We start from the raw sequence: 21927 nt of genomic DNA, 5'->3' as shown, positions 1-21927 counted from the left end.
TTTTATTCATGTTGTTATTTTTTATAAGTTATATTCTTTGTTAAACTTCTATATTCTGCGTATCGACTATCTCCCGCTATGCGAAGTCTCCTGACTTTGCATTTTTAATTTACCAGTTCTCATAAAAACTTAAACCTCTATAAGTCTCCGACTTTTTACAAAATTGTCTTTAGAATAATAATAATAATCGCTTTCCATACACAACTCAATCATTTTGCTGGTGCGAAGTCAGAGACATTCGCACAGCTACTATAATGAAAACTTCGTAGAGCGCGGCATATTAATTCATGTAACCTAGCTTACAAAACTTAAAATAAGAAAAACAACCGCCATTAATATTATGACACCTCCTATAAACATTAATCCTAAACTATAATGATAAGCAAAAATTTTAGCTGCATCTGATAAATACCCTAATAAATTTTCTCTCTTAACTCCGTAAACTGGTTTAATATTCTTTTTTCTATATGAAAAATAAAAAAATAAGCCTAAAAAAAACATTCCCAAACCTATTGGTAAACCATAAATTACTCTTTCTAAATAAACTTCTGAACTCATATTTTTAAATTTTAGTTGGAATATTTACATATCTAGTTAAAATCCCCTTATTAACTGCTCAAAATTTTTAGCTTTTCTAATGTTTTCCATCCACTGAAATTTATATTCATTTACTTCAAGAGTATTTACTTTATTGAACATAAAATCTTTGAAATCATCTAAATTAATTGTTTCATCTAATAACTCAAATATCATTTCTTGTTTCGGTTTTACAAAAAAATTGATCCAACTTGTCCTTCTTTTTTGAAGTCTAACAATCTTAAAAATATTTCCCTTACTATCTATAACTTTGTGATTTAATCTTAATTCTTCAAATAATTCATAAGATTTATTGCGAAAATAAATATCATAAAATATTATTTCGCTTAAATTTTCCTTACCCCACTCATCTATCGAGATATCCAAAACTGGAAAATCGATTTTATTAATATAATCCTTCATACATTTTTATTGTTGTTTGTTGTCCAAAACTACTTTCATCAATCATGTCACCCAGTCCTTTAGCCTCACCATTAATTAAAAAATTTACTCCCATTGTTCCAAAATCAGCAACAAACCACGCTCCTGCAACTATTGATCCCACACCTGTTGTCGATGCTCCTAACATTATTCCATTTATTACATGAGATGGTTTTATATCACCTGAAAGCGCTATATCAGCTACTAACAAAGCCCCACCAACCTTTGTGAGCTTTGTAGAAAGATTTCTAGCCTTTTGAACTTTCGCAATTTGATTAGCTCTGTGATACATTGCCCCCGGATTTTTCCATCTAGCTTGCCAAAAAAACTCGTTCCAGCAGTTTTAGTTACGTGCCATACTTCATTCATTTTGTAAAACTGAGCACTCTCAACCATATAGGTGGAAATTCCTCCGATGGCAGAGTTAATTCCCCATAATCCTGTTGATATTGAACTTGCAACAAAATTATTATTACTGACTCCCAATTGTGTACTCAAATAATTACTGCTGTTCAAATTCGCATAACTACTCATATTAGGTGGTGGTCCAGAACTTCTATGTCCACCTCCAAAAAATGACCTGATATTTCTACCAATAAAATTTCCCACATCTCTGGCAGCTTTTCCTATCGCAGTACCAGCTTCATCAATATTTCTGGCACTGGCCCATCCGCCTACCCATCTATGAAGACCATCAGCAAGAGGTTTATTATCTTGCATCTTGTCAGGATTATAAACCGGATAATTTACACCGCAATTTACACAATCTTTACCATCGCTAAAAGCATTTCCACTAGGGTCAGTGTACAACAATGGGTTGTTTAATACATAACCATACTGGTTGTAATTTTGCGTATTAGTAGGATCTTGTATATAATTGTCTACCTGCAAAAATCTATGAAGCATTGGGTCGTATAACCTTGCATTCATGTTTATCAAACCTACACTTTGCAAATGTTCATGACCGGTATAACCCCTGTCTAAAAATGTTAATCCTGCAAGTGTATTACCGTTTTTATCTTCTACTTTTATTAAACTGCCCCAGGCGTCAAACAATCGTCTTTCCATAACAACTGCGCTGGCATCGGTTATAGCTAGAATTGTTCCTTGATAATCACGATGTAAATATGAAATATTTGGAGCTGTATATATACCGTCATTTTTAGCTATTATAGGAGCAGTATAACCGTCGCCTCCTACATAAATAACAAACTCAGTGCTTCCGGTTTTTATATTCTCTTTGATCTCCATAGTCCCATCTGCAGCATAATGTTTACGCAAAGGCCTTAGTACTTCATCCTCCAGACTTCCGTAATACATGGTACTACGCTGGTTGTTGTCGTTATACGAAAAACTTATTTTGTCTATCGTTGTTTCTGTAATTTGCAGCGGAGATTTAAAAGCGTTATAGGTAATATCTAATTTTCTTTCTGTTGTGCCTTGATTAAAAGCACCTTCTCTGTTAGCATAATATTCGTAGGCTTCCGGCGTCAGTGTAATAGACGTGTTTTGGTAGGGTTTGTCTTTACTGTAATTATAAGTTCCTAAATTATTGTTTTTTATTTTTCCGGATGCCTCATAGTTTTGAATCTCTACAATGCCATCTTTGTTGGTAAATTCATTAAGCCTGTCTAATTCATCATACTTAAAATTTTCGGTATAATTATTAAATGCACTATTTGTACGGTTTTCTAAATTATCTGTTTTAAAATCAAATTTTGTATTTAAGGTCAAAACATTTTCGGTTTGTCCATTTGTTTTATCATATTGTATTTTTGACAAATAGCCATTGGTATCATACTCATTGGTAGTTTTTATACCATTACCTACAATGCTTTCCTTTATTTGGCCTTTTGCGTTTAACTCGTTAATTTGCCATAATACTTTTTTAGCATTATTCTCAAGAATTTGATACAAATTACCATTTTTATATTTTCTTTGTGTAGTCAGACCAATCTTTCTTGAGCCTAATTCTGCCTGTTTGGTTTCTGTATCAATTCTTCCTAATCCATCATAAGTAAATGTGTTGATAAATTTAGCTCCCCCTGTTTTATCTTCAACTATTTTTAATAGTCTTTTAAAAGCATCATCATACGTATAGGTTGTAATAATTTGATTTTTTCCTGTTGGCTCTTTTCTATCATTAAAAATACTTTTAATAAGCTGCTGGGTTAATGTATCGTACTGATAAATAGTTTCAGTATCTGTTCCTGATCCTAACACTGTTTTTTTAATTGGTTTCCCTGTATTATCACGCGTAATTGTGGTTACAACTTCGCCGTTTTTACTGGTTTCAATTTCAAGCTCTCCTAAATCATTGTTTTTATAAGTAAAAGTACCAGCAGACGGATCTTTTAAAACCGTTTTTCGTCCCCAGCCGTCTTGCTCAATATCTATTTTAACACCGTTATAATCGGTTTGTTTTAGATTTCCGTTGGCAAAATAGTTGTACTTAATGGTACCACCGGTAGTTTCGGTAGAAGATATAATATTGCCAATAGCATTTTTTGTTATACTTTTTGTTTTCTGTCCATCAACAATAGTCGATGTTAACATATCATATCTGGCCGTTGTACTTCTGGTAGTAAACAATAGGCTTTCTGTAGGTCTGTGGTAAATATCAAATTTAGTTTCATTCCATTGCGATGGATCTGAGCCAAAATAAGGTTCGCTTGTTTTATAGTTTCGATCAAAAACGTCGTACATGAAAGATACGTATCTAAAGTTTCCATTTAAATCTTTTTGTCCTGATTTTATTTTTCTTCCAAGATCGTCAAATATTTCTTCGGTGGCACTTCCGTCTAATACATCAGTTGTTGTTGTTACAATTGTTTTTTCGGCATTTCTGGTATAGGCATAACTGATTGTTTTATTTAATTTCTCATCTTTTGCCGTTAACTTTTTAAACCAGGCATCATAAGTATATGATGTGGTAAGGTTATAAGGGTTTGTTTCTGATTTTAATGTACCGTTTGGATTATAAATAAACGATGTTGAAAGCTTTTCATGGTCTGTAACTTGTGTCAAAAATCTACCCGAAGAATCGTATTGATAACTTGTTTCTCTTGGTGTCAGTCCAACAGCTGTTATTTTTTTGTTTTTAATATTGCCGAAACCATCATAATCATTATCTTCTGTAATGTAATTAGTATTGGTTCCTTTTCTTCTAATTTGTTTAACAAGTCCGCTCGCATTATAATCATAATTTTCTTCAGAATTCATTGTACTACCAGTTATAGAAACGCTTTGGGAATTGCTCAATGGTCTTCCAATAATATAAGTTGATCCTAAAGCATCGTTATAATAGGCAACATCTGAAACGGTAGTTTGAACTGTTGAAAATCCTTCTTTTATAATAGTGGTAGATTTTACAGGATTGTCATAGGTATCATATTCTGTATACGCTTCATTATTGGTATTAGTTAGTGTGTTAAATTCCTTAGTAGCCGTGTTTTTTAGCCTGAAAACTTTATTTGACATAAGATTACTTTCATAAGTCGAAATAGCTTTTGTTATAAAATCAACAGGAGTATTAGGCGAATCATTCGCTCCTTCGTTTATTTTTGCCAAAAATGTACTTCCACTAGCGGGTTTAATCCAGGTACCGGGTTTTAGTGTAATACTTTCCGTAGCTACCAAATTTTCTGATTGCGTTACGGTATAGTCTACACTTCCCCCTTTAACAATTGCGCTTGGTGTTTTAGTATCAAGAGTTGAAACCAAAGGTTCTCTAAATCCACGAGCATAATAATTCTCAATATTGGCACCTCTTAAGTCAATATTATTTTTGGTGATATTCGAAAACATAGCTGTATTATCATTGTACCAGTCTGTTTGACTTACAGATCTAAAACCCAAAAATCCCAGACCATCTACATTTGAGACAGCTCCATAATAGGCAAATAATCTTTTTTTGTAATCGTCTTTGCTTTGTTTTTCTATTTTAGAAACCACGTATAAATTAGGGTCAATCGTAATATCAAAATCCGGATAACTCGCAATTCCGCTACTTGGCTTATAAATAGTAGTATTTTGATAAGTATTCGCAAACTGTGAGTCTAACGGGATATAAGTAATGGCTTCCTGTACACCGTTGCCAGTTGTTATGCTGGTTAATAAGTTATACTTTCTGTAATCACCTCCAGAGTTAAAAAAATGGATTCTATTTTGATTAAAAAAGGCAATTTCAAGTGTTGAATTTGCTTTATTAGGTGCGCTATTATAACTATTCAAAGATTGAGGCAAAAATACAGGAAGCGCATAAATATTAATGTCGGGTTTTAGTCCCGTAGCAGTTGTTTGTACGGGATTGATAAAATCACCATTTATACTCTCATAACACGAAAGAATAATATTACCATTATTATTTTCAACCTTATTACAAACTTTTATTAAATCTGTTTTGCCATCATTATTAAAGTCTGTGGCAATATAATTATAAGTGTTATACGAATCATTAGGGCTAAAAACCGCCGTATATGTTTTCTCTTCTTTTATTATGGTATTTCCCGTAGAAGTATATTTGTACCATTGTGATGAACCGTTTGCTTTTGGAATCATGATATCAGACTTTCCGTCTCCATTATAATCACCAATTAAAATTGGCATATCAGTTGTTCTGCTAATATTACCAATAGTGTTGTCTGAAGAGTTGTTTCTATACAACGCAATAAGTTTATTATCTTCGCTAAGTGAATAAATAGTCAAAAAACCAGTGTCAAAGATAAATAGATCAGATTTTCTGTCGCCATTAAAATCCGCCACCTCAAGCCTAGCTGTTCCTGATAAAAAAGTAGTTAGCTCTCCCGGCAATGTTAAAAAATTAATTGTGGTATCTCTTTTTAAGTCAATAAAGTAAACTTTTTTACCAAATGTCATTTGGCCACTAGTAGACTGGCCATCAATAATTAAAACATCTGTTAGGCCATCCCCATTAAAATCACCTGAAACCATTTTTTTTGGATAAATAGTTTTCGGAATAGTAACAACCCGATCATAATACTTCATTATATTAGTAGTACCTAGTATGGTTATCATTCCATAAACTGAAAAAGTATAATCTGAGTCTGTTTTTTTTGCAACCACCCAGCCTTGCGGTAAAATTTTATTATCAGAACTTAAAAACGTTGCCGGAAAAATAGCCTCAAAAGCACCTACTTTATGTTCTAAGCCCATATTGACATTATTTCCTGATTCAATATCAGCATATAACCAATACTTTGCTTTAGTATCATCACCAAGTATTGGATAAACCAAACAGTCCATTTTTCCATCTGCATCAAAATCTCCTGAAACAGCAGCGATATTTAAGGAAGTCATATTTCCTAAATTTAATTTAGTCTCTATATTTTGATATTTTTTTTGCTCGGAAGTCATTCCATAATCAAAAACCGTAGGATTATAACTTTTTGTGCCATCACCACTTGTTTCAGTTACATTTTTGATACGATCACTTTCCATATAAGAGAAACTATAATTCCTATAGCCAATACCACTTGTAGTGATTTTTATCGCTTTTATTCTTTTACTTCTTATAATATTTTGTCCTCCAACATAACTGTTTTCAGGGAAAATTCTCTCTTCATAACCAAATTTTATTTCGTTCATAGGAGCATTATCATATGAATTTCCGTATTTAATAGTGTCAATATATAACGTATTATTTATTGAAATATAATCGTAAGTAATTCTAACTCCCTGAGCATTTTGCCAATATAAAATGGACCATTCCATAATTGATCTGGAATTTGTTGAATTGCCATAATAAGCTTTTGATCCATCTGGATATTCAACTAAAAAGTAAGCCGGACCATAATTTGAGCCAAAAGGAGAAACTCCATAAGAAGTAATTTTAGTATTTGAAAAATATTCAGTTTCATAAACTGTTTTATCTGCCCCATAAACTCCTGTTGTTCCACTTTTTACTATTAGTCTTTGTCCGTCTAATGCAAATCTGTCTAATGCATTAAAATCTACGGGATCTATTACTCCATCATGAAATTTAGTAGCAGGAATTCTGGTTATGGAGGAAACTCCTGAAATATCCCAACCACGTGCAGCAGTACCACTTAGCCCGTTTTGGCTATTGTAAGTTATACTAATTTGAGGTTCAACATTATTTATACCTTTTGGTACCGCAATAGGAATTGTATAATTTGCATTTCCGTTTAACGAAACTGATAATTCACCTTCTGTAATACCTACTTCTGCAGAAGTGCCTGTTGGAGCATTTGTAGCGGCCATTACCCCAGATAAAAGTGTTTTATTGGTTGTAGTGTTGATTGGGTCATCACTAGGAATCCTTTTTATAATGGTTGTTTCACTAACGATTTCTCCTTCGGTAGTCTGCGCCGAAACCAAAAAACCAAAAACTAAAAAAATAAGAGTAAAGTAAAGTTTTTTCATGGCGTTTATTGTTTGATGATTTTAACCGATTTTTCTCCTCCGTCTTTGTATGACATCAATACAATATAAATTCCCGAAGGATACTGCTGAAAAGGTATCGTAAGATTATTTTCCTGAAGGTTTTGCTGATAAGTCCTTAAAACCTGACCTGTCACAGAATACAAGTTGATGGAGGTAGCGTAATTTTCTTTCGTTAACTGCCATTGCAGATACAACTCCTCTTTTACGGGATTGGGATAATAGGAGATAACATCTTTTTCTGAAAATTGTACTAAATCATCTTGCGTAATAGCTTCGATTTCTTTTACTTCTTTAACTGATTTTGAGACACAGTTAATACAAAGAATTCTGTTAATTTGATTTCCTGCCACATCATAACTAAAAGTTAGTTTGGGCTGCGCATTCATTACAGAAAAGAAAAGTAAAAAAACAATAGTGTAAAGTTTATTCATAAGGCGTGTATTTAGTACATTTCCTACAAATATATTGTTATAATTTAAATCCTACAAATTTATGTTAAATAAAAACTAAAAGCCATAAAAAAAGCGAGACCTAAGTCTCGCTTTTTATAGCATTATAAATATTTTATAAACTTTATTCTACAGTAACTGATTTTGCCAAATTTCGAGGCTGATCAACATTGCAGCCTCTCATTACAGCGATGTAATAAGAAAGTAATTGCAACGGAATCGTAGTAATAAGTGGTGATAACGCATCTGAAGTTTCAGGAATCTCGATTACATAATCGGCTAACTCACGAACTTGTGTGTCACCTTTTGTAACTACAGCAATAATTTTACCGCTTCTTGATTTTATTTCCTGAATATTACTTACAATTTTGTCATAATGACCTTGTTTCGGTGCAATTACAATAACCGGCATATGCTCATCAATTAATGCAATTGGACCATGTTTCATTTCTGCCGCAGGGTAACCTTCAGCATGAATGTAAGAGATCTCTTTTAATTTTAAAGCCCCTTCTAATGCAACCGGGAAGTTATAACCACGACCTAAATACAAACAGTTTGGAGCATCTTTAAAAGCTGCTGCAATTTCTTTTGCTCTGTCATTTGTTTCTAATGCTTCTGCTACTTTTTCAGGAATAATTTCAAGTTCCTGAAGATAAGTGTGGAAATCAGTGTTTGACAAAGTACCTTTAGCTTTACCTAATCGCAAAGCGATCATAGTTAAAACCGTAATTTGAGTTGTAAATGCCTTTGTTGAAGCTACTCCAATTTCAGGACCTGCGTGTGTATAAGCTCCAGCATGACTTTCTCTTGAAATAGAAGAACCAACAACATTACAAACACCAAATACGAAAGCACCATTTTCTTTTGCCAATTTAATAGCCGCCATTGTATCTGCAGTTTCTCCTGATTGAGAAATCGCGATAACAACGTCATCTTTATTAATAATTGGGTTACGGTATCTAAATTCAGAAGCATATTCAACTTCAACCGGAATACGCGTAAACTCTTCAAAAATATATTCTGCTACTAAACCTGCGTGCCATGAAGTACCACAAGCTACAATTAGAATACGTTTTGCGTTTAAGAATTTCTCTAAATTATCTTCAACACCTGCCATTTGAACAATTCCTTCATTGGCATGAAGTCTTCCTCTGTAAGTATCTTTGATAACGCTTGGCTGTTCGTATATTTCTTTTAACATGAAATGATCGTAGCCGCCTTTTTCAATTTGCTCCAAATTCATCTGAAGCTCCTGAATATAAGGATCAACTAAAGAGTCATCTTTAATTTTTCTAACTTTAAGAGGTTTATGCAATCTAATGTTTGCCATTTCTCCATCTTCCAGATAAATAGCATTAGAGGTATATTCAATGAAAGGCGAAGCATCTGAGGCAATGAAGAACTCTCCTTCTCCAACCCCAATCGCTAACGGACTTCCTAATCTTGCTGCCACGATTTCGTTTGGATTTTTTTATCAAAAACCGCAATCGCATAAGCACCTACAACTTGGTTTAAAGCAATTTGAACTGCTTTACCCAATTTTATATTTTCTTTTTCTGAACTTCTTCAATCAAATTCACCAATACTTCCGTATCTGTATCAGATTTAAAAGTATATCCTCTCTTTTTTAATTCTTCTTTAAGAGGCGCATAATTTTCAATAATTCCGTTGTGAATGATTACTAATTCACCAGAATTTGAAAGATGCGGATGTGAGTTTACGTCGTTTGGAACCCCGTGAGTAGCCCAACGAGTGTGTCCAATTCCTATAGTTCCGTTTGTAGTAAAATTATCTTTTGCTTTCTCTTCAAGATCTGAAACCTTACCTTTTGTTTTACAAAGTTTTATACCTGAGTTATCATATAACATAACCCCGGCACTGTCATATCCTCTGTACTCAAGACGCTTTAATCCTTTTATAATAATAGGATAAGCCTCTCTATGACCGATATATCCAACAATTCCACACATATATATTTATTAATTTGGTTTCGTGTAGTAAATCTCAAGTTGTAATTTTTTACCAGTTGGGATTGTTGAACTTGATGCACCTCCGTACAATACTGTTCCTACCGGCGTTATAACTGTCGATCGTGGCGCTTCTGAAATAACGCTGTTTTTTAATTTCAACTTATTCGAAGCTGTAATGCTAATATCATCAATAGCAACTAAACCTAACCTAACATTTTTAGCACTTGCATCTTTTATGATATTTCTAATATGATTAGTTAATCTTATTTTATAATATGACCCTCTTTTTGTAGTCGAATTTACATTGACTATACCACCGTAAATAACTTTTGTCATTCGAGGATCAGTTGTTATACTTGTACTACCATCTGTTGCATAATCTACAATTGGCAAATTATTATCCAGGTCATACAAGTAAACTCTTTTCGGCTCTTTAGCCATTTTTTTGATATCAGTACTACCATCAGCAGTTTTAGCCATTTGTAAAGTATCGATATAAAAAACCAAATTCGCTTCGTTAACCAGCCATTTATTGGCTCTAATTTCTTCTAGTTTTGAAGCAAGACCATTAAGTTCTAATACAGCAAGTGATCCCTGACCTCCTTTTAAGAAAAGTCTTTCATCTCCTGCCGGATTCGGATTTTGTATTGCAGTTGCATAGTCAGAACTTTTGGCATCCTTAAGTAAACTAGCTGTACTTCCTGTTAAATTAATAACCAATGTTCTGTCTTCTACAGTTTCCCCATCAGTCGTAATATCAGTTTTAGCCTTGTATTTAATAGTAATTTTACCTTTTGTAAAATCCATCAAAGCCATATTACTTGGATCACTCCCTGATCTTTCTACTTGAAAATATAATCCTCTGAAATATTCCTGAAAAACATCAGCAGTAGCAAGTTTTGCAGCCGGAGCACTCAATATTTTACTTTGAAAAAAGGCATTATCTAAATTCAAACGCATTTCGGGAGCAACTTTTGTGGTAACTTCTTTACCATCAGTAGTTGTTACATCAGTGATTTGTTTTGCGTCAAAAAAGAATTGATCATTTTCTAATACACCTCCTGTATTTAATCGACTACCAACTTTTTTTGTATCAAAATTTATATATTCTGGAACACCAGTATCGGTATCCATATCGGTATTATACAATTGTGCAAATTGATTACCATCATCAAAATAAGAAGCACGCATTTGAACACCAGACTCGTAAACACTTAATTTTAACTTTCCTTCCGGCGCTCCATAAATAGAGTCTAATGCATAAGTACTACTCCCATCAAGGTTAGTGGCTGTTATATGACTAAAATAAGGCACGCTAAGTACAACACTTTGTATTACCGGCGATTCTCCAATAGAAGGAGCATAAGCAGCAAGTGCAACCTGCGTGGTATAATTTGCTGTTGTTGTTCCTAAAACCGGATTATCATAAATACCTAAAGCATTTACTGTCAAAGAATTTGACTGAATTGGTGTTACTTCCTGATTGTAAGCCAAAACATCATATTTTTCAGATTCAAGACCAAAATGATCGTCTCCAATCAAATCATCTCCAATGGCATTAAAATCTTTGTCGCAAGAATATAAAAGAACTACAGTACTTATTAATAGAATTTTCTTAAAGAAAGAAGTATTATACATGTTTAAAAATAAAATTAAAATTTAAAGACCCATCGTTTTGTAGAAATTTGTATACGCTTCTGCGAATGCATCTTTCGTGGCGAAAGGTAAAAAAGGTTTTCCTGAAGATTCTATAAATTTTGTTAAACTTGGCGATACATTTTCAGATGCAATGATAACAGCATCAGAATGTAATATACTCGCCTTTAGAACATTCTCATAATTTGGAGTTTCCAAATCAGCAATTGCTTCGTGAGGAACACCGTCAAATTTCACCTTATTAATCATTTCTAAATCTAAATTTTCATCAAAAGATTGCCCGTAAACAGATGTTACGATTTTTGTTTCAGAAAATAAAGCTTCGTTTTTATAGTAATGTTTCATGTAAATTGGCAACATAGCAGCCAGCCAGCCATGAACGTGAATAATATCCGGAACCCAATTTAGTTTTTTTACTGTTTCAACAACTCCTTTTGCAAAAAATATTGCTCTTTCGTCATTATCAGGGTACAGTGCTCCCTCTTCGTCAGCAAAAGTTGCTTTACGTTTGAAATATTCATCATTATCAATAAAATAAACCTGAATTCTTTCTTTAGGAATTGAAGCTACCTTAATAATCAATGGCATATCTAAGTCGTTCACTACCAAATTCATTCCTGAAAGTCTAATAACTTCATGCAACTGGTGTCTTCTTTCGTTGATATTTCCATATCTTGGCATGAAAATTCTTATCTGACCTCCCTGATCATTAATCATTTTGGGAACGTCATAAGACATTAAAGAAACTTCATTTTCAGCCAAATAAGGCACGACTTCAGATGATACATATAATATCCTCTTATCTTTCATAATAGTATTTTACTTAATTTTTGGTAATAAAAACGTTGCAAAATTACAAAAATTTATGCAGTTTATAACTAATATATTATGTTTGCACTAAATTTTAATATTACCAACATGCATATTTTCTACGGTAAAGTAGCTTTGATAGCCTATTTAAAAACTATCAAAACGGCAAATTCGACCATCGGGTTTGTTCCTACAATGGGTGCTTTACACCAAGGGCATCTGGCTTTAATGCAAAGATCCCTTAAAGAAAACGACGATACTGTAGTAAGTATTTTCGTAAACCCAACTCAATTTAACAATCCCGAAGATCTGGAAAAATACCCCAGGACTTTAGAAGAAGATGTAAAAAAAATGCGTGGTTTGAGCGATAAAATGATTCTCTATGCTCCTTCTGTAGAAGACATATACGAAGGAAATACGGTTTCGCAGGATTTTGATTTTGACGGATTGGAAAATCAAATGGAAGGAAAATTCAGACCCGGACACTTTAATGGTGTTGGCACGATCGTAAAAAGACTATTTGAAATCGTAACTCCTACAAATGCTTATTTTGGCGAAAAAGATTTTCAGCAATTGCAGATCGTTAAAAAAATGGTCGAAAAAAATCATTTGCCGGTAAATGTTGTAGGCTGCCCTATTTTTAGAGAAGAAAACCAATTGGCAATGAGTTCCAGAAATGAACGCTTAACTCCCGAAGAAAGAAAAGAAGCTGCGATTATCTATAAAACTTTAACCGAAGCAAAAGAAATATTCAAAACAAAAAGTCCGGAAGAAACAATTGAATTTGTAGAAAATTCTTTCAAAGAAAATGAAAAGTTTGAATTGGAATATTTCGTAATTGCTGATGAATCTACATTATTACCTATCGATCTTAAAAGAGAAGGCAAAAATTACCGCGCATTTATAGCAGTATTTGTTAATTCTATTAGGTTGATTGACACCATTTCATTAAATTAATTTACCTTTGCAACATGCAAATTCAAGTTATAAAATCTAAAATTCATCGAGTAAAAGTAACCGGCGCCGATTTAAATTATATTGGCAGCATTACTATTGATGAAACTTTACTAGAAGCTTCAAACATAATTGAAGGCGAAAAAGTATCTATTGTAAATATCAATAATGGTGAACGTTTTGAAACTTACGCTATTAAAGGAGAAAAAAATTCAGGTGAAATTACACTGAATGGTCCTGCAGCCAGAAAAGTTCAAAAAGACGATATTATCATTATTATATCCTATGCAACCCTGGAATTTGAAGAAGCTAAAACCTTCAAACCATGGATCATTTTTCCAAATGAAAATGATAATTCGCTAACGTAAGCTTTCCTTTTACACCTAAATCTACTTTTAGTTTGTTCCAATTTTGATGGTACAAACAGTATTTTATTGGCTTAAATTCAAAATTGATTTTAAAGGATCGATTCAAAAGTTGCTGAGTGATAAAAAAATTAACCACAAAGCTCGCAAAATTTTTATTCAGTTTTTGTTGAGCAAACACAAAGTTCGCAAAGCTTTATCTTTAACTTTGCGTAAATCTTTGCGTTCTTTGGGGTTAAATGATTATACATTACAGACCAAAATCTTCTTTTCTGTTTTTAAAATTCCTACAATAATAAAAAAGCAAATAAAATGTTATATTGCTACACTATTTCAATACTTTTTAATCCACTGAAATACCCCAAATCATGAGAAAAGTTTACTTACTATTTGCTTTAATTTCCATCTCGGCTTTTGCCCAGAAGAAATTCGATAACATTAAATCTGAAAAACTTGGAGAAGAACGAAGAATTACAATCGGACTTCCGGAATCTTACGAAGCCAATCCTGAAAAAAATATCCTGTTTTATATTTATTAGACGGCGATTATTTATTTGATCCTTTTTCTGGCGCTGTAAGTTATGGTACTTATTGGGGTGATTTGCCCGAAATGATTATCATTGGTATTCATCAAAATAAAAACGACGAAAGAGAAGACGACACCACTATTGACCAAAATGAAGGACTTCCTTTTGAAAAAGGCGCAGAGTTTTTCGAATTTGTTGGTGCAGAATTAGTTCCCTATATCGAAAAAAATACCGCACTTCGCCTTTTAGAATTATTGCCGGTCATGATCTTACAGCAAGTTTTGTCAACTTTTATTTGTACAAAGAACAACCGTTGTTTAACGCTTATATTTGTTTTAGTCCAGAATTGGCTCCTAAAATGGAAGTTCGAATTCCGGAGAAATTTGCAAAAGTAACAGAACCTGTATTTTACTATTTATCTGCTGCAGATGGTGACAATAAAAAAATCAAAGAACCAATAGAAAAATTAGACAGCAATATTAAACTTGCCAATAATCCTCTGGTAAACTACAAATACGATTTATTTAAAGGCACTACACATTACACTCAGGTTTTACATGCAATTCCGAGTGCTTTGTACCAAATTTTTGAAGTATACAAACCTATTAATTCAGCAGAATACAATGATAAAATTGCTGTTCTTGAAACAGGATATGCTGATTATTTAGAAAATAAATACAACACGATGTCTAAAGTTTTAGGCGTTCAGATTCCGGTGAGAATGAGTGATTTCAAAATAATTGAAAACCTTATCCTTAAAAAAAATGCGTATGATGAATTAGGCAAAATGGCCGAAATTGGAAACGTAAATTATCCAAAAGCCATGTTGGGCGAATATGAATTAGGATTGATGTACGAAAAAATGGGAGATCCTAAAAGAGCTTCAAAAAAATATCAAAATGCATCGCAAATGGAACCAATTGGGGATTTGAATAAAGATGTGATGTACGAGAAAATCGACGAAATGAATACGCTTGCTAAAAAAACCAAATAATGTCTAAAGTTAAAACTTCCTTTTTTGCCAGAATTGCGGAACCCAATATGCCAAATGGCAAGGGCAATGCAATGCCTGCAAGGAATGGAATACTATTGCCGAAGAAATTATTCAGAAGCAGGAAAAAGTTGCCTGGAAAAGCGAACCAACTTCTACAAGTAAAGCACCGCGACCTTTAAAAATTAATGAAATTGATTCGGCTCAGGAAATTCGAATGGATACAACTGATGGCGAATTGAATCGTGTTTTAGGCGGCGGAATTGTTCCTGGCTCTCTGACACTTTTAGGAGGTGAACCGGGAATTGGAAAAAGTACGCTTTTGCTGCAAATTTCTTTAAAACTGCCTTATAAAACTTTATATGTTTCCGGAGAAGAAAGTCAGAAACAAATAAAAATGCGTGCCGAAAGAATAACGCCAAATAGCGACAACTGCTATATTTTGACGGAAACAAAAACGCAAAATATATTCAAACAAATTGAAGCCATCCAGCCAGAGATTGTAATTATAGATTCAATCCAGACTTTACATACAGATTATATTGAATCGACAGCCGGAAGTATTTCTCAAATTAGAGAAACAACTGCCGAACTGATCAAGTTTGCCAAAGAAACCAATATTCCAGTTATATTGATTGGACATATTACAAAAGACGGAAATATCGCAGGACCAAAAATCCTGGAACATATGGTTGATACGGTTTTGCAGTTTGAAGGCGACAGAAATCATGTTTACCGAATTCTGCGTTCGCTAAAAAACCGTTTTGGTTCTACTGCCGAACTGGGAATTTATGAAATGCTGGGAAGCGGTTTACGAGAAGTAAGCAATCCGTCAGAAATATTAATTTCGCACAAAGACGAAGAAATGTCGGGAACTGCGATTGCTACAACCATGGAAGGCATGCGCCCGTTAATGATCGAAATTCAATCTTTGGTAAGCACCGCAGTTTACGGAACGCCGCAGCGCAGTACTACTGGTTACAACGCCAAAAGGCTAAATATGATTTTGGCTGTTTTAGAAAAAAGAGCCGGATTTCGTTTAGGTGCAAAAGATGTTTTCCTGAATGTTACCGGAGGAATTTCTGTTGATGATCCGGCAATTGACTTAGCGGTTGTTGCGGCTATTTTATCATCAAATGAAGATATTCCGATTACGAAAGGCTTTTGTTTTGCCGGCGAAGTTGGTTTATCCGGAGAAATCCGACCTGTAAATCGCGTAGATCAACGTATTCAGGAAGCCGAAAAACTAGGATTCAATACTATCTTTGTTTCAAAATACAATAAAATTGCCTTAAAAAACACAGGAATCAAAATTGAACTTGTTGCCAAGATTGAAGATGTTGCCAGTTTTCTTTTTGGTTAAATTTTTGTTTGCCACGAATTTCACAAATTAAATTAGCGAAATTCGTAGCAAAAGCATTCCTTTAAATTTTTATAAACCTACTTTATGAAATTTCCAAAACAAAAAATATTAAAAGCACTTCTAATACTTGCCCTGGTATTGGTAGTGCTTTTTTTAGGTCTTTACTTTTTTCGCGATTCACTTTTAAAACAAGCCATTGCAAAAGTTACCTTGAAAATGAATACAGAATATGACAGTAAATTTTCTGTAAAATCAGCTTCATTTGAAGGATTATCCGGAATCAAATTAACTGATGTTATTTTAGTTCCTAATAATGCGGACACGCTTTGCCACATTCAAAAAATAGAAACTAGTATTAGTTTATCCAATTTATTAATTGGAGATGTTCAGGTTGGAACCTTAAAAATCAACGATGGTTATATTCAATTGGTTAAAAAAGGAAAGGTTCGCAATTTTGATGCTTTTCTAAAAAGAGATAAATCAGATTCTGATACAAACGAAAAACGCAAATACGCCACTTTTGCTTACCGAATCATTTCAAAGCTATTAAATTTAGTTCCAACAGACATGAAGCTGGAAAACCTGAATTTTAAAATTGATGATAATGGTAAAAAAGCCTCTATTGAGATCAATAAACTCGTTTTAGACAATAAACAGCTGGAAACGAATCTTCATGTTCAAAGCAAAAATTTTGATCAAAAATGGAATATTAAAGGATTTGCTGACCCAAGAAATAAAAAAGCAGACATCCGGTTTTTTAATCTTGATACCGGAGCCATTCGCGTTCCGTATCTTGACGAACGTTACAATTTCAAGGCAAGCTTTGATTCTATTCGATTAAACGTTGCCAATATTGATAAGGACGGAAGTGAATTGCATATTGATGGTTATACTTCTATTACCAATTTAAAAATCAATCATCCCAAAATAGCCAGTAAAGATGTTGTAATTAAAAATGCCCGTTTTGATTATCGTTTTTTACTTGGTGATGATTTTATTTCGATCGACAGCACTTCTACAATGCAATTGAACAAAATAAAAGTGAAACCTTACGTTTCGTATAATACGGAAAAAGACACGGTTTATACTTTACAAGTTGAGATTCCGAAGATGCAGGCACAGGATTTTATTGTTTCCTTGCCCGACGGATTGTTTACCCATTTTCAGGGAATGGAAGCTACCGGAAATTTCGATTATAAATTGGATTTCAAATTCAATAAAAACAAACCTAATACTTTAGTTTTTGACAGTAAACTAAACAAACAAGATCTAAGAATCACGAAATATGGTGAAGCCGATCTTAATAAATTAAACAGAGAATTTGTTTATCGCGCTATCATTCAGAATGTGTTGCAGCGTCCGGTTTTGGTTGGAAGTGCAAATCCCAATTATACACCTTTAGACCAAATTTCGCCTTATTTACGAAAATCAGTATTGACGACAGAAGATCCTTCTTTCTTTTCGCATCGCGGATTTATTAATGAAGCCTTCAAACAATCTATTCTGAAAAATATCAGAACGAAAAAATTCTCTCGCGGCGCCAGTACAATCAGTATGCAATTGATTAAAAACGTATTTCTAACCCGTGAAAAAACACTTTCGCGAAAGCTTGAAGAAATTCTCTTGGTTTATATCCTAGAAAATAATCGTGTTGTAAGCAAAGAAAGAATGCTTGAAGTTTATTTCAACATTATCGAATGGGGACCAAATGTATATGGAATTGGTGAAGCAAGTCAATTTTATTTCCAAAAAAGCCCTTCAGCTTTAAATGTAGACGAATGTTTATTTCTGGCTACTATTATTCCGAAGCCAAGAAAATTTATGTATCAGTTTAATGATGAAGGAAATCTAAAAGATTATGCCGTAAAAAATCAAAAATTCTTAAGAAACTTAATGTTTCGTCGAGGTCTTTTAGTTCCTGAAGATACGATTGGCCAGTTTCCCGTTTATATTTCCGGAAATGCGCGTTCATTAATACGAATCAAAGCTCCGGATTCAACTGCAATTAAAAATGATTCTTTGGCGATGGAGGAAGAATTTGATTTGTAAACGATTTGCCACAAAGGCACTAAGGCACAAAGTTTCAGGTTAAACTTTAGTTTATAGACAAAGTATTGTCAATTTCGACCGAAGGGAGAAATCACACTCGTGAATCTACAAAGAGAATCTACAAAGAGAATCTACAAAGAGAATCTACAATCTTTGTCGAGCTTCTAGTGTGATTTCTCCCTCCGGTCGAAATGACACAAAATGCGAATAAATAATAAATCTTTGTGTCTTAGCGCCTTCGTGGCAATAACTTATGGAGCAGGATCAGGAATAATAGCCTGAACTTTATCAATTTCGGCTAAAATTTGTTTTGAAAGTACAACATCAATCGTATCAATATTTTCTTTTAATTGTTCCAATGTTGTAGCTCCGATAATGGCACTGGTTAAAAATGGCTGATGCAACACAAAAGCCATTGATAATTGCGTTAACGTTAATCCGTGTTTATGGGCGATTTCCTGATATAATTTTGTTGCTTGTGTACATTGTTCGCTTCCGTAACGCGTATATTGCGGAAAAAGTTTAACCCTGGCTTTTGGATGTTCTTCTCCGGTTAAAAATTTGCCAGTCAATGTTCCAAATCCTAAAGGTGAATATCCTAACAAACCAACATTCTCATGGATTGCAACTTCTGCTGAACCTACTTCAAAAAGACGGTTCAATAAATTATACGGATTTTGAACGGTTTTGATTCTTGGCAAATTTTGATATTTGCTTTCTTCCAGAAAACGCATCATTCCCCAGGCATTTTCATTTGATACGCCGATGTGCTTTATTTTTCCTTCTTTAATTAAACCGTCAAAAGTTTCCAGAACTTCTCTGAAGTTATCTTCCCACGCATCATCCTGAACTTTAAAAGCACGCTGACCAAAAGTATTGGTTTTACGTTCTGGCCAATGCATTTGATACAAGTCTATATAATCTGTTTGCAGACGTTTTAAACTATTATCTAAAGCATATTTAATACTTGCAGGAGAAAAATCCAGTTTTTCGCGCATATAGCCAAAATTCGCATTTGGCCCTGCAATTTTTGAAGCCAAAACTACTTTCTCGCGATTTCCTGATTTTTTAAACCATGTGCCGATAATTTTTTCTGTACTTCCGTAAGTTGCTTCACTTGCCGGAACCGAATACATTTCGGCAGTATCAAAAAAGTTAATTCCGCGTTCAAGAGCATAATCCATTTGGGCATGACCTTCTGCTTCTGTATTTTGTTGCCCGAAAGTCATGGTTCCGAGACAGATTTTACTAACTTTTATATCGGTGTTGGGTAAAGTTGTGTATTTCATTTTTTTATTTTTAAGGTTCAAAGGAACAGAGGCTCAAAGGTACAAAGGGAGCATCCAATGGAAAATAACACAAAAGTTAAAAAAGGTACAAAATTATTTTTAATAGAATTGAGTTTGCAAAGCTCTGGATGAACTCAAAAAAACTAAAAAGGCTCAAAGTTTAAAACTCTGAGCCTTTGTTCCTTTGAACCTTTGTAACTAAAAAACTTAGTTTATACTATTAAGCATTTCCGCGATTTCATCTAATCTTGGTGTTAAGATGATTTCGATTCTGCGGTTTTTCGCTTTTCCTTCCGGAGTGGCGTTGCTTGCCAATGGAGAGAATTCGCTACGACCTGCTGCTGTTAGTTTTTGTTTGTTGATTTTAGTGTTTTCACTCAAAATATTTACAATTGCTGTTGCTCTTTTTGTAGACAAATCCCAGTTGTTTGCAATTGGTCCTGAACCTGCATACGGATCATCATCTGTATGTCCTTCAATAAGAACCGAAAGATCAGGATTATCTCCAAGAACTTTTCCTAACTCTACAACTGCTTTTCTACCTTCGGTACCAACAGCCCAGCTTCCTGAATTAAAAAGCAATTTGTTTTCCATAGAAACATAAACTTTTCCGTTTTTCTGTTCTACTGTCAAACCTTTTCCTTCAAAACCGTTTAAGGCTTTCGATAAAGTTTCTTTTAGTTTTTTCATTGCCGCTTCTTTGGCCGCAATCATAGCTTCAAGTTCGTTTAAACGATTTGCCGTTTTATCAAGGCGAGCTTGTTCTTCGGCCAGTTTTTTAGATTTTGCTTCTAATTGTGCCAGCAATTCACGGTTTTTAGCCATATTGCTTTCTAATGCATCATTGCTGTTTTTCTCCAATGCATTGTAGGAATCCTGCAGCACTTTATTTTTTTGTTCAGCGGCAAGATCTGCTTTTTGTTTTGCAAGATCGTCTTTTGTGCCTGCCAAATCTTTTGTTAATTTATCACGATCTAATTCTAATTGATTTTTAGCTTTTTGCAAATCTGCATTTTGATCAGCAATGGAGCGATTTTCTTTTTTCAGATCTGAATATTTAGATTCAAGATCATTGTAAATTTTCTTAGAAACACACGAAGTCATGGATAAAGCTACTACTAGCAATCCAATGGAGGCTTTTTTAATCATCTTATTTTTTTGGTTTTTATTTGGGGCTTATTAATAATTCAAAATTTCTTGTTTTACGGAGTGCTATTAAAATTCCAAAAAATAAATTCCAAATTCCAAAACTCACCTTAAAACTGCTATTCTTTTAACAATAACAATACCAAACTTATTCGATTTCAACTAAAACCGGACAATGATCTGAATGCACTGCATCTGGTAAAATTACAGCACGCTTTAATCTGTGTCCTAATGAATCGCTTACTAAATTATAATCGATACGCCAGCCTTTGTTGTTTCCACGGGCTCCGGCACGATAACTCCACCATGAATAATGATGCGGATCTTTGTTGAAATGACGGAAACTATCTATAAAACCTGATTTTATAAACCCGTCAAGCCAGGCGCGCTCTGCAGGCAAAAATCCTGAAACAGTTTTATTACGAACCGGATCATGAATATCGATCGCTTCGTGGCAAATATTGTAATCACCACAAATAATCAGGTTTGGAATCGTGATTTTAAGTTCGTTGATGTAGTTTTGAAAATCATCCATAAACATAAATTTATGATCAAGTCTTTCAATATTAGTTCCCGATGGAAGGTATAAACTCATTACCGAACAATCATCAAAATCAGCACGAAGGTTGCGACCTTCAAAATCCATATGCTGAATTCCGGTTCCGAAAACGACATTATTAGGTTTTATTTTAGATAAGATAGCCACGCCACTATATCCTTTTTTGGTAGCCGGATAATAATATTGATATGGGTAACCGGCATCGGTAATTGCTTCAACGGGAATTTGCTCTTGTGTCGCTTTTATCTCCTGAAGACAAATAACATCAGGATTGGCTTGTTGCAGCCATTCTATAAATCCTTTTGTAATTGCCGCTCTGATTCCGTTTACATTATAAGAAATAATTTTCATTCAAG

Annotated in this window: 15 protein-coding genes and 3 pseudogenes; 7 read left to right on the top strand and 11 right to left on the bottom strand. The window is 33.8% G+C overall.

The features are described 5' to 3' along the window. Nucleotides 1-294: 294 nt before the first annotated feature. The 8 genes and pseudogenes from ACZZZT_RS03575 to ACZZZT_RS03540 form a co-directional block, all read right to left on the bottom strand. Nucleotides 295-558 carry a hypothetical protein gene (locus tag ACZZZT_RS03575; protein WP_042563504.1) on the bottom strand — a complete coding sequence of 88 codons (264 nt, stop codon included), beginning with the start codon at nt 556-558 and terminating at the stop codon, nt 295-297. A gap of 36 nt (nt 559-594) precedes the next feature. Next, complete coding sequence (locus ACZZZT_RS03570; protein WP_463459429.1) at nt 595-999, bottom strand: hypothetical protein; 405 nt, start codon at nt 997-999, stop codon at nt 595-597. After that, nucleotides 983-1165: a hypothetical protein gene (locus tag ACZZZT_RS03565; RefSeq protein WP_463459428.1), complete on the bottom strand. Its 183-nt coding sequence runs from the start codon at nt 1163-1165 to the stop codon at nt 983-985. The genes ACZZZT_RS03570 and ACZZZT_RS03565 overlap by 17 nt, the downstream gene beginning before the upstream one ends. Before the next feature lie 56 nt (nt 1166-1221). After that, a complete protein-coding gene (locus ACZZZT_RS03560; RefSeq protein WP_463459427.1) occupies nt 1222-7422 on the bottom strand; it encodes an FG-GAP-like repeat-containing protein in 6201 nt (2066 codons plus the stop codon). A 5-nt stretch (nt 7423-7427) separates the two neighbouring features. After that, nucleotides 7428-7874 carry a T9SS type A sorting domain-containing protein gene (locus ACZZZT_RS03555; RefSeq protein ID WP_463459426.1) on the bottom strand — a complete coding sequence of 149 codons (447 nt, stop codon included), beginning with the start codon at nt 7872-7874 and terminating at the stop codon, nt 7428-7430. 142 nt (nt 7875-8016) lie between these two features. After that, nucleotides 8017-9862 (bottom strand): annotated as a pseudogene (glmS, locus tag ACZZZT_RS03550) (glutamine--fructose-6-phosphate transaminase (isomerizing)). A 9-nt stretch (nt 9863-9871) separates the two neighbouring features. Next, the gene (locus tag ACZZZT_RS03545) at nt 9872-11500 is read right to left on the bottom strand and encodes a DUF4270 domain-containing protein (protein WP_463459425.1); all 1629 of its coding nucleotides are present in this window, start codon (nt 11498-11500) and stop codon (nt 9872-9874) included. 21 nt (nt 11501-11521) lie between these two features. Then, nucleotides 11522-12328, bottom strand: a complete 807-nt coding sequence (locus tag ACZZZT_RS03540; RefSeq protein ID WP_042563509.1) for a glycogen/starch synthase — start codon at nt 12326-12328, stop codon at nt 11522-11524. 78 nt (nt 12329-12406) lie between these two features. Between ACZZZT_RS03540 and panC the strand changes: the two genes are divergently transcribed. From panC to ACZZZT_RS03505, 7 genes and pseudogenes are all read left to right on the top strand, one after another. Continuing rightward, the gene (gene panC / locus ACZZZT_RS03535; protein WP_463459424.1) at nt 12407-13285 is read left to right on the top strand and encodes a pantoate--beta-alanine ligase; all 879 of its coding nucleotides are present in this window, start codon (nt 12407-12409) and stop codon (nt 13283-13285) included. A 14-nt stretch (nt 13286-13299) separates the two neighbouring features. Next, nucleotides 13300-13650 (top strand): aspartate 1-decarboxylase, encoded by a 351-nt coding sequence (panD, locus tag ACZZZT_RS03530; protein ID WP_026727479.1) that lies wholly within the window; start codon nt 13300-13302, stop codon nt 13648-13650. 365 nt (nt 13651-14015) lie between these two features. Beyond that, nucleotides 14016-14186, top strand: a complete 171-nt coding sequence (locus ACZZZT_RS03525; RefSeq protein ID WP_463459423.1) for a hypothetical protein — start codon at nt 14016-14018, stop codon at nt 14184-14186. 32 nt (nt 14187-14218) lie between these two features. Next, a pseudogene (locus tag ACZZZT_RS03520) lies at nt 14219-14569 on the top strand (hypothetical protein); the annotation flags it as partial. Continuing rightward, nucleotides 14533-15168: a hypothetical protein gene (locus tag ACZZZT_RS03515; protein WP_463459422.1), complete on the top strand. Its 636-nt coding sequence runs from the start codon at nt 14533-14535 to the stop codon at nt 15166-15168. The pseudogene ACZZZT_RS03520 and the gene ACZZZT_RS03515, both read left to right, overlap by 37 nt. Further along, nucleotides 15168-16528, top strand: a pseudogene (gene radA / locus ACZZZT_RS03510) (DNA repair protein RadA). Before ACZZZT_RS03515 ends, radA begins: the two are co-directional and overlap by 1 nt. Before the next feature lie 84 nt (nt 16529-16612). Further along, nucleotides 16613-18577, top strand: a complete 1965-nt coding sequence (locus tag ACZZZT_RS03505; protein ID WP_463459421.1) for a transglycosylase domain-containing protein — start codon at nt 16613-16615, stop codon at nt 18575-18577. Nucleotides 18578-18828: 251 nt separating this feature from the next. Here ACZZZT_RS03505 and ACZZZT_RS03500 read toward each other — a convergent pair whose 3' ends face one another. From ACZZZT_RS03500 to ACZZZT_RS03490, 3 genes are all read right to left on the bottom strand, one after another. After that, entirely contained in the window at nt 18829-19866 is a 1038-nt protein-coding gene (locus ACZZZT_RS03500; protein ID WP_463459420.1) for an aldo/keto reductase, read from the bottom strand. A gap of 207 nt (nt 19867-20073) precedes the next feature. Continuing rightward, nucleotides 20074-21015: an OmpA family protein gene (locus ACZZZT_RS03495; protein WP_463459419.1), complete on the bottom strand. Its 942-nt coding sequence runs from the start codon at nt 21013-21015 to the stop codon at nt 20074-20076. A gap of 145 nt (nt 21016-21160) precedes the next feature. After that, entirely contained in the window at nt 21161-21922 is a 762-nt protein-coding gene (locus ACZZZT_RS03490; protein ID WP_302093975.1) for an exodeoxyribonuclease III, read from the bottom strand. Between the last annotated feature and the right edge of the window lie 5 nt (nt 21923-21927).

The sequence above is a fragment of the Flavobacterium sp. AC274 genome, from assembly GCF_979258275.1.
Note: the sequence above shows the minus strand (reverse complement) of the source record. Positions and strands in the feature narration are given on the sequence as shown.

Coding starts and splice junctions, on each gene's coding strand:
- ACZZZT_RS03575 (WP_042563504.1), bottom strand. CDS start 558: ATGAGTTCAGAAGTTTATTTAGAAAGAGTAATTTATGGTTTACCAATA.
- ACZZZT_RS03570 (WP_463459429.1), bottom strand. CDS start 999: ATGAAGGATTATATTAATAAAATCGATTTTCCAGTTTTGGATATCTCG.
- ACZZZT_RS03565 (WP_463459428.1), bottom strand. CDS start 1,165: ATGTTAGGAGCATCGACAACAGGTGTGGGATCAATAGTTGCAGGAGCG.
- ACZZZT_RS03560 (WP_463459427.1), bottom strand. CDS start 7,422: ATGAAAAAACTTTACTTTACTCTTATTTTTTTAGTTTTTGGTTTTTTG.
- ACZZZT_RS03555 (WP_463459426.1), bottom strand. CDS start 7,874: ATGAATAAACTTTACACTATTGTTTTTTTACTTTTCTTTTCTGTAATG.
- ACZZZT_RS03545 (WP_463459425.1), bottom strand. CDS start 11,500: ATGTATAATACTTCTTTCTTTAAGAAAATTCTATTAATAAGTACTGTA.
- ACZZZT_RS03540 (WP_042563509.1), bottom strand. CDS start 12,328: ATGAAAGATAAGAGGATATTATATGTATCATCTGAAGTCGTGCCTTAT.
- panC (WP_463459424.1), top strand. CDS start 12,407: ATGTTTGCACTAAATTTTAATATTACCAACATGCATATTTTCTACGGT.
- panD (WP_026727479.1), top strand. CDS start 13,300: ATGCAAATTCAAGTTATAAAATCTAAAATTCATCGAGTAAAAGTAACC.
- ACZZZT_RS03525 (WP_463459423.1), top strand. CDS start 14,016: ATGAGAAAAGTTTACTTACTATTTGCTTTAATTTCCATCTCGGCTTTT.
- ACZZZT_RS03515 (WP_463459422.1), top strand. CDS start 14,533: ATGGAAGTTCGAATTCCGGAGAAATTTGCAAAAGTAACAGAACCTGTA.
- ACZZZT_RS03505 (WP_463459421.1), top strand. CDS start 16,613: ATGAAATTTCCAAAACAAAAAATATTAAAAGCACTTCTAATACTTGCC.
- ACZZZT_RS03500 (WP_463459420.1), bottom strand. CDS start 19,866: ATGAAATACACAACTTTACCCAACACCGATATAAAAGTTAGTAAAATC.
- ACZZZT_RS03495 (WP_463459419.1), bottom strand. CDS start 21,015: ATGATTAAAAAAGCCTCCATTGGATTGCTAGTAGTAGCTTTATCCATG.
- ACZZZT_RS03490 (WP_302093975.1), bottom strand. CDS start 21,922: ATGAAAATTATTTCTTATAATGTAAACGGAATCAGAGCGGCAATTACA.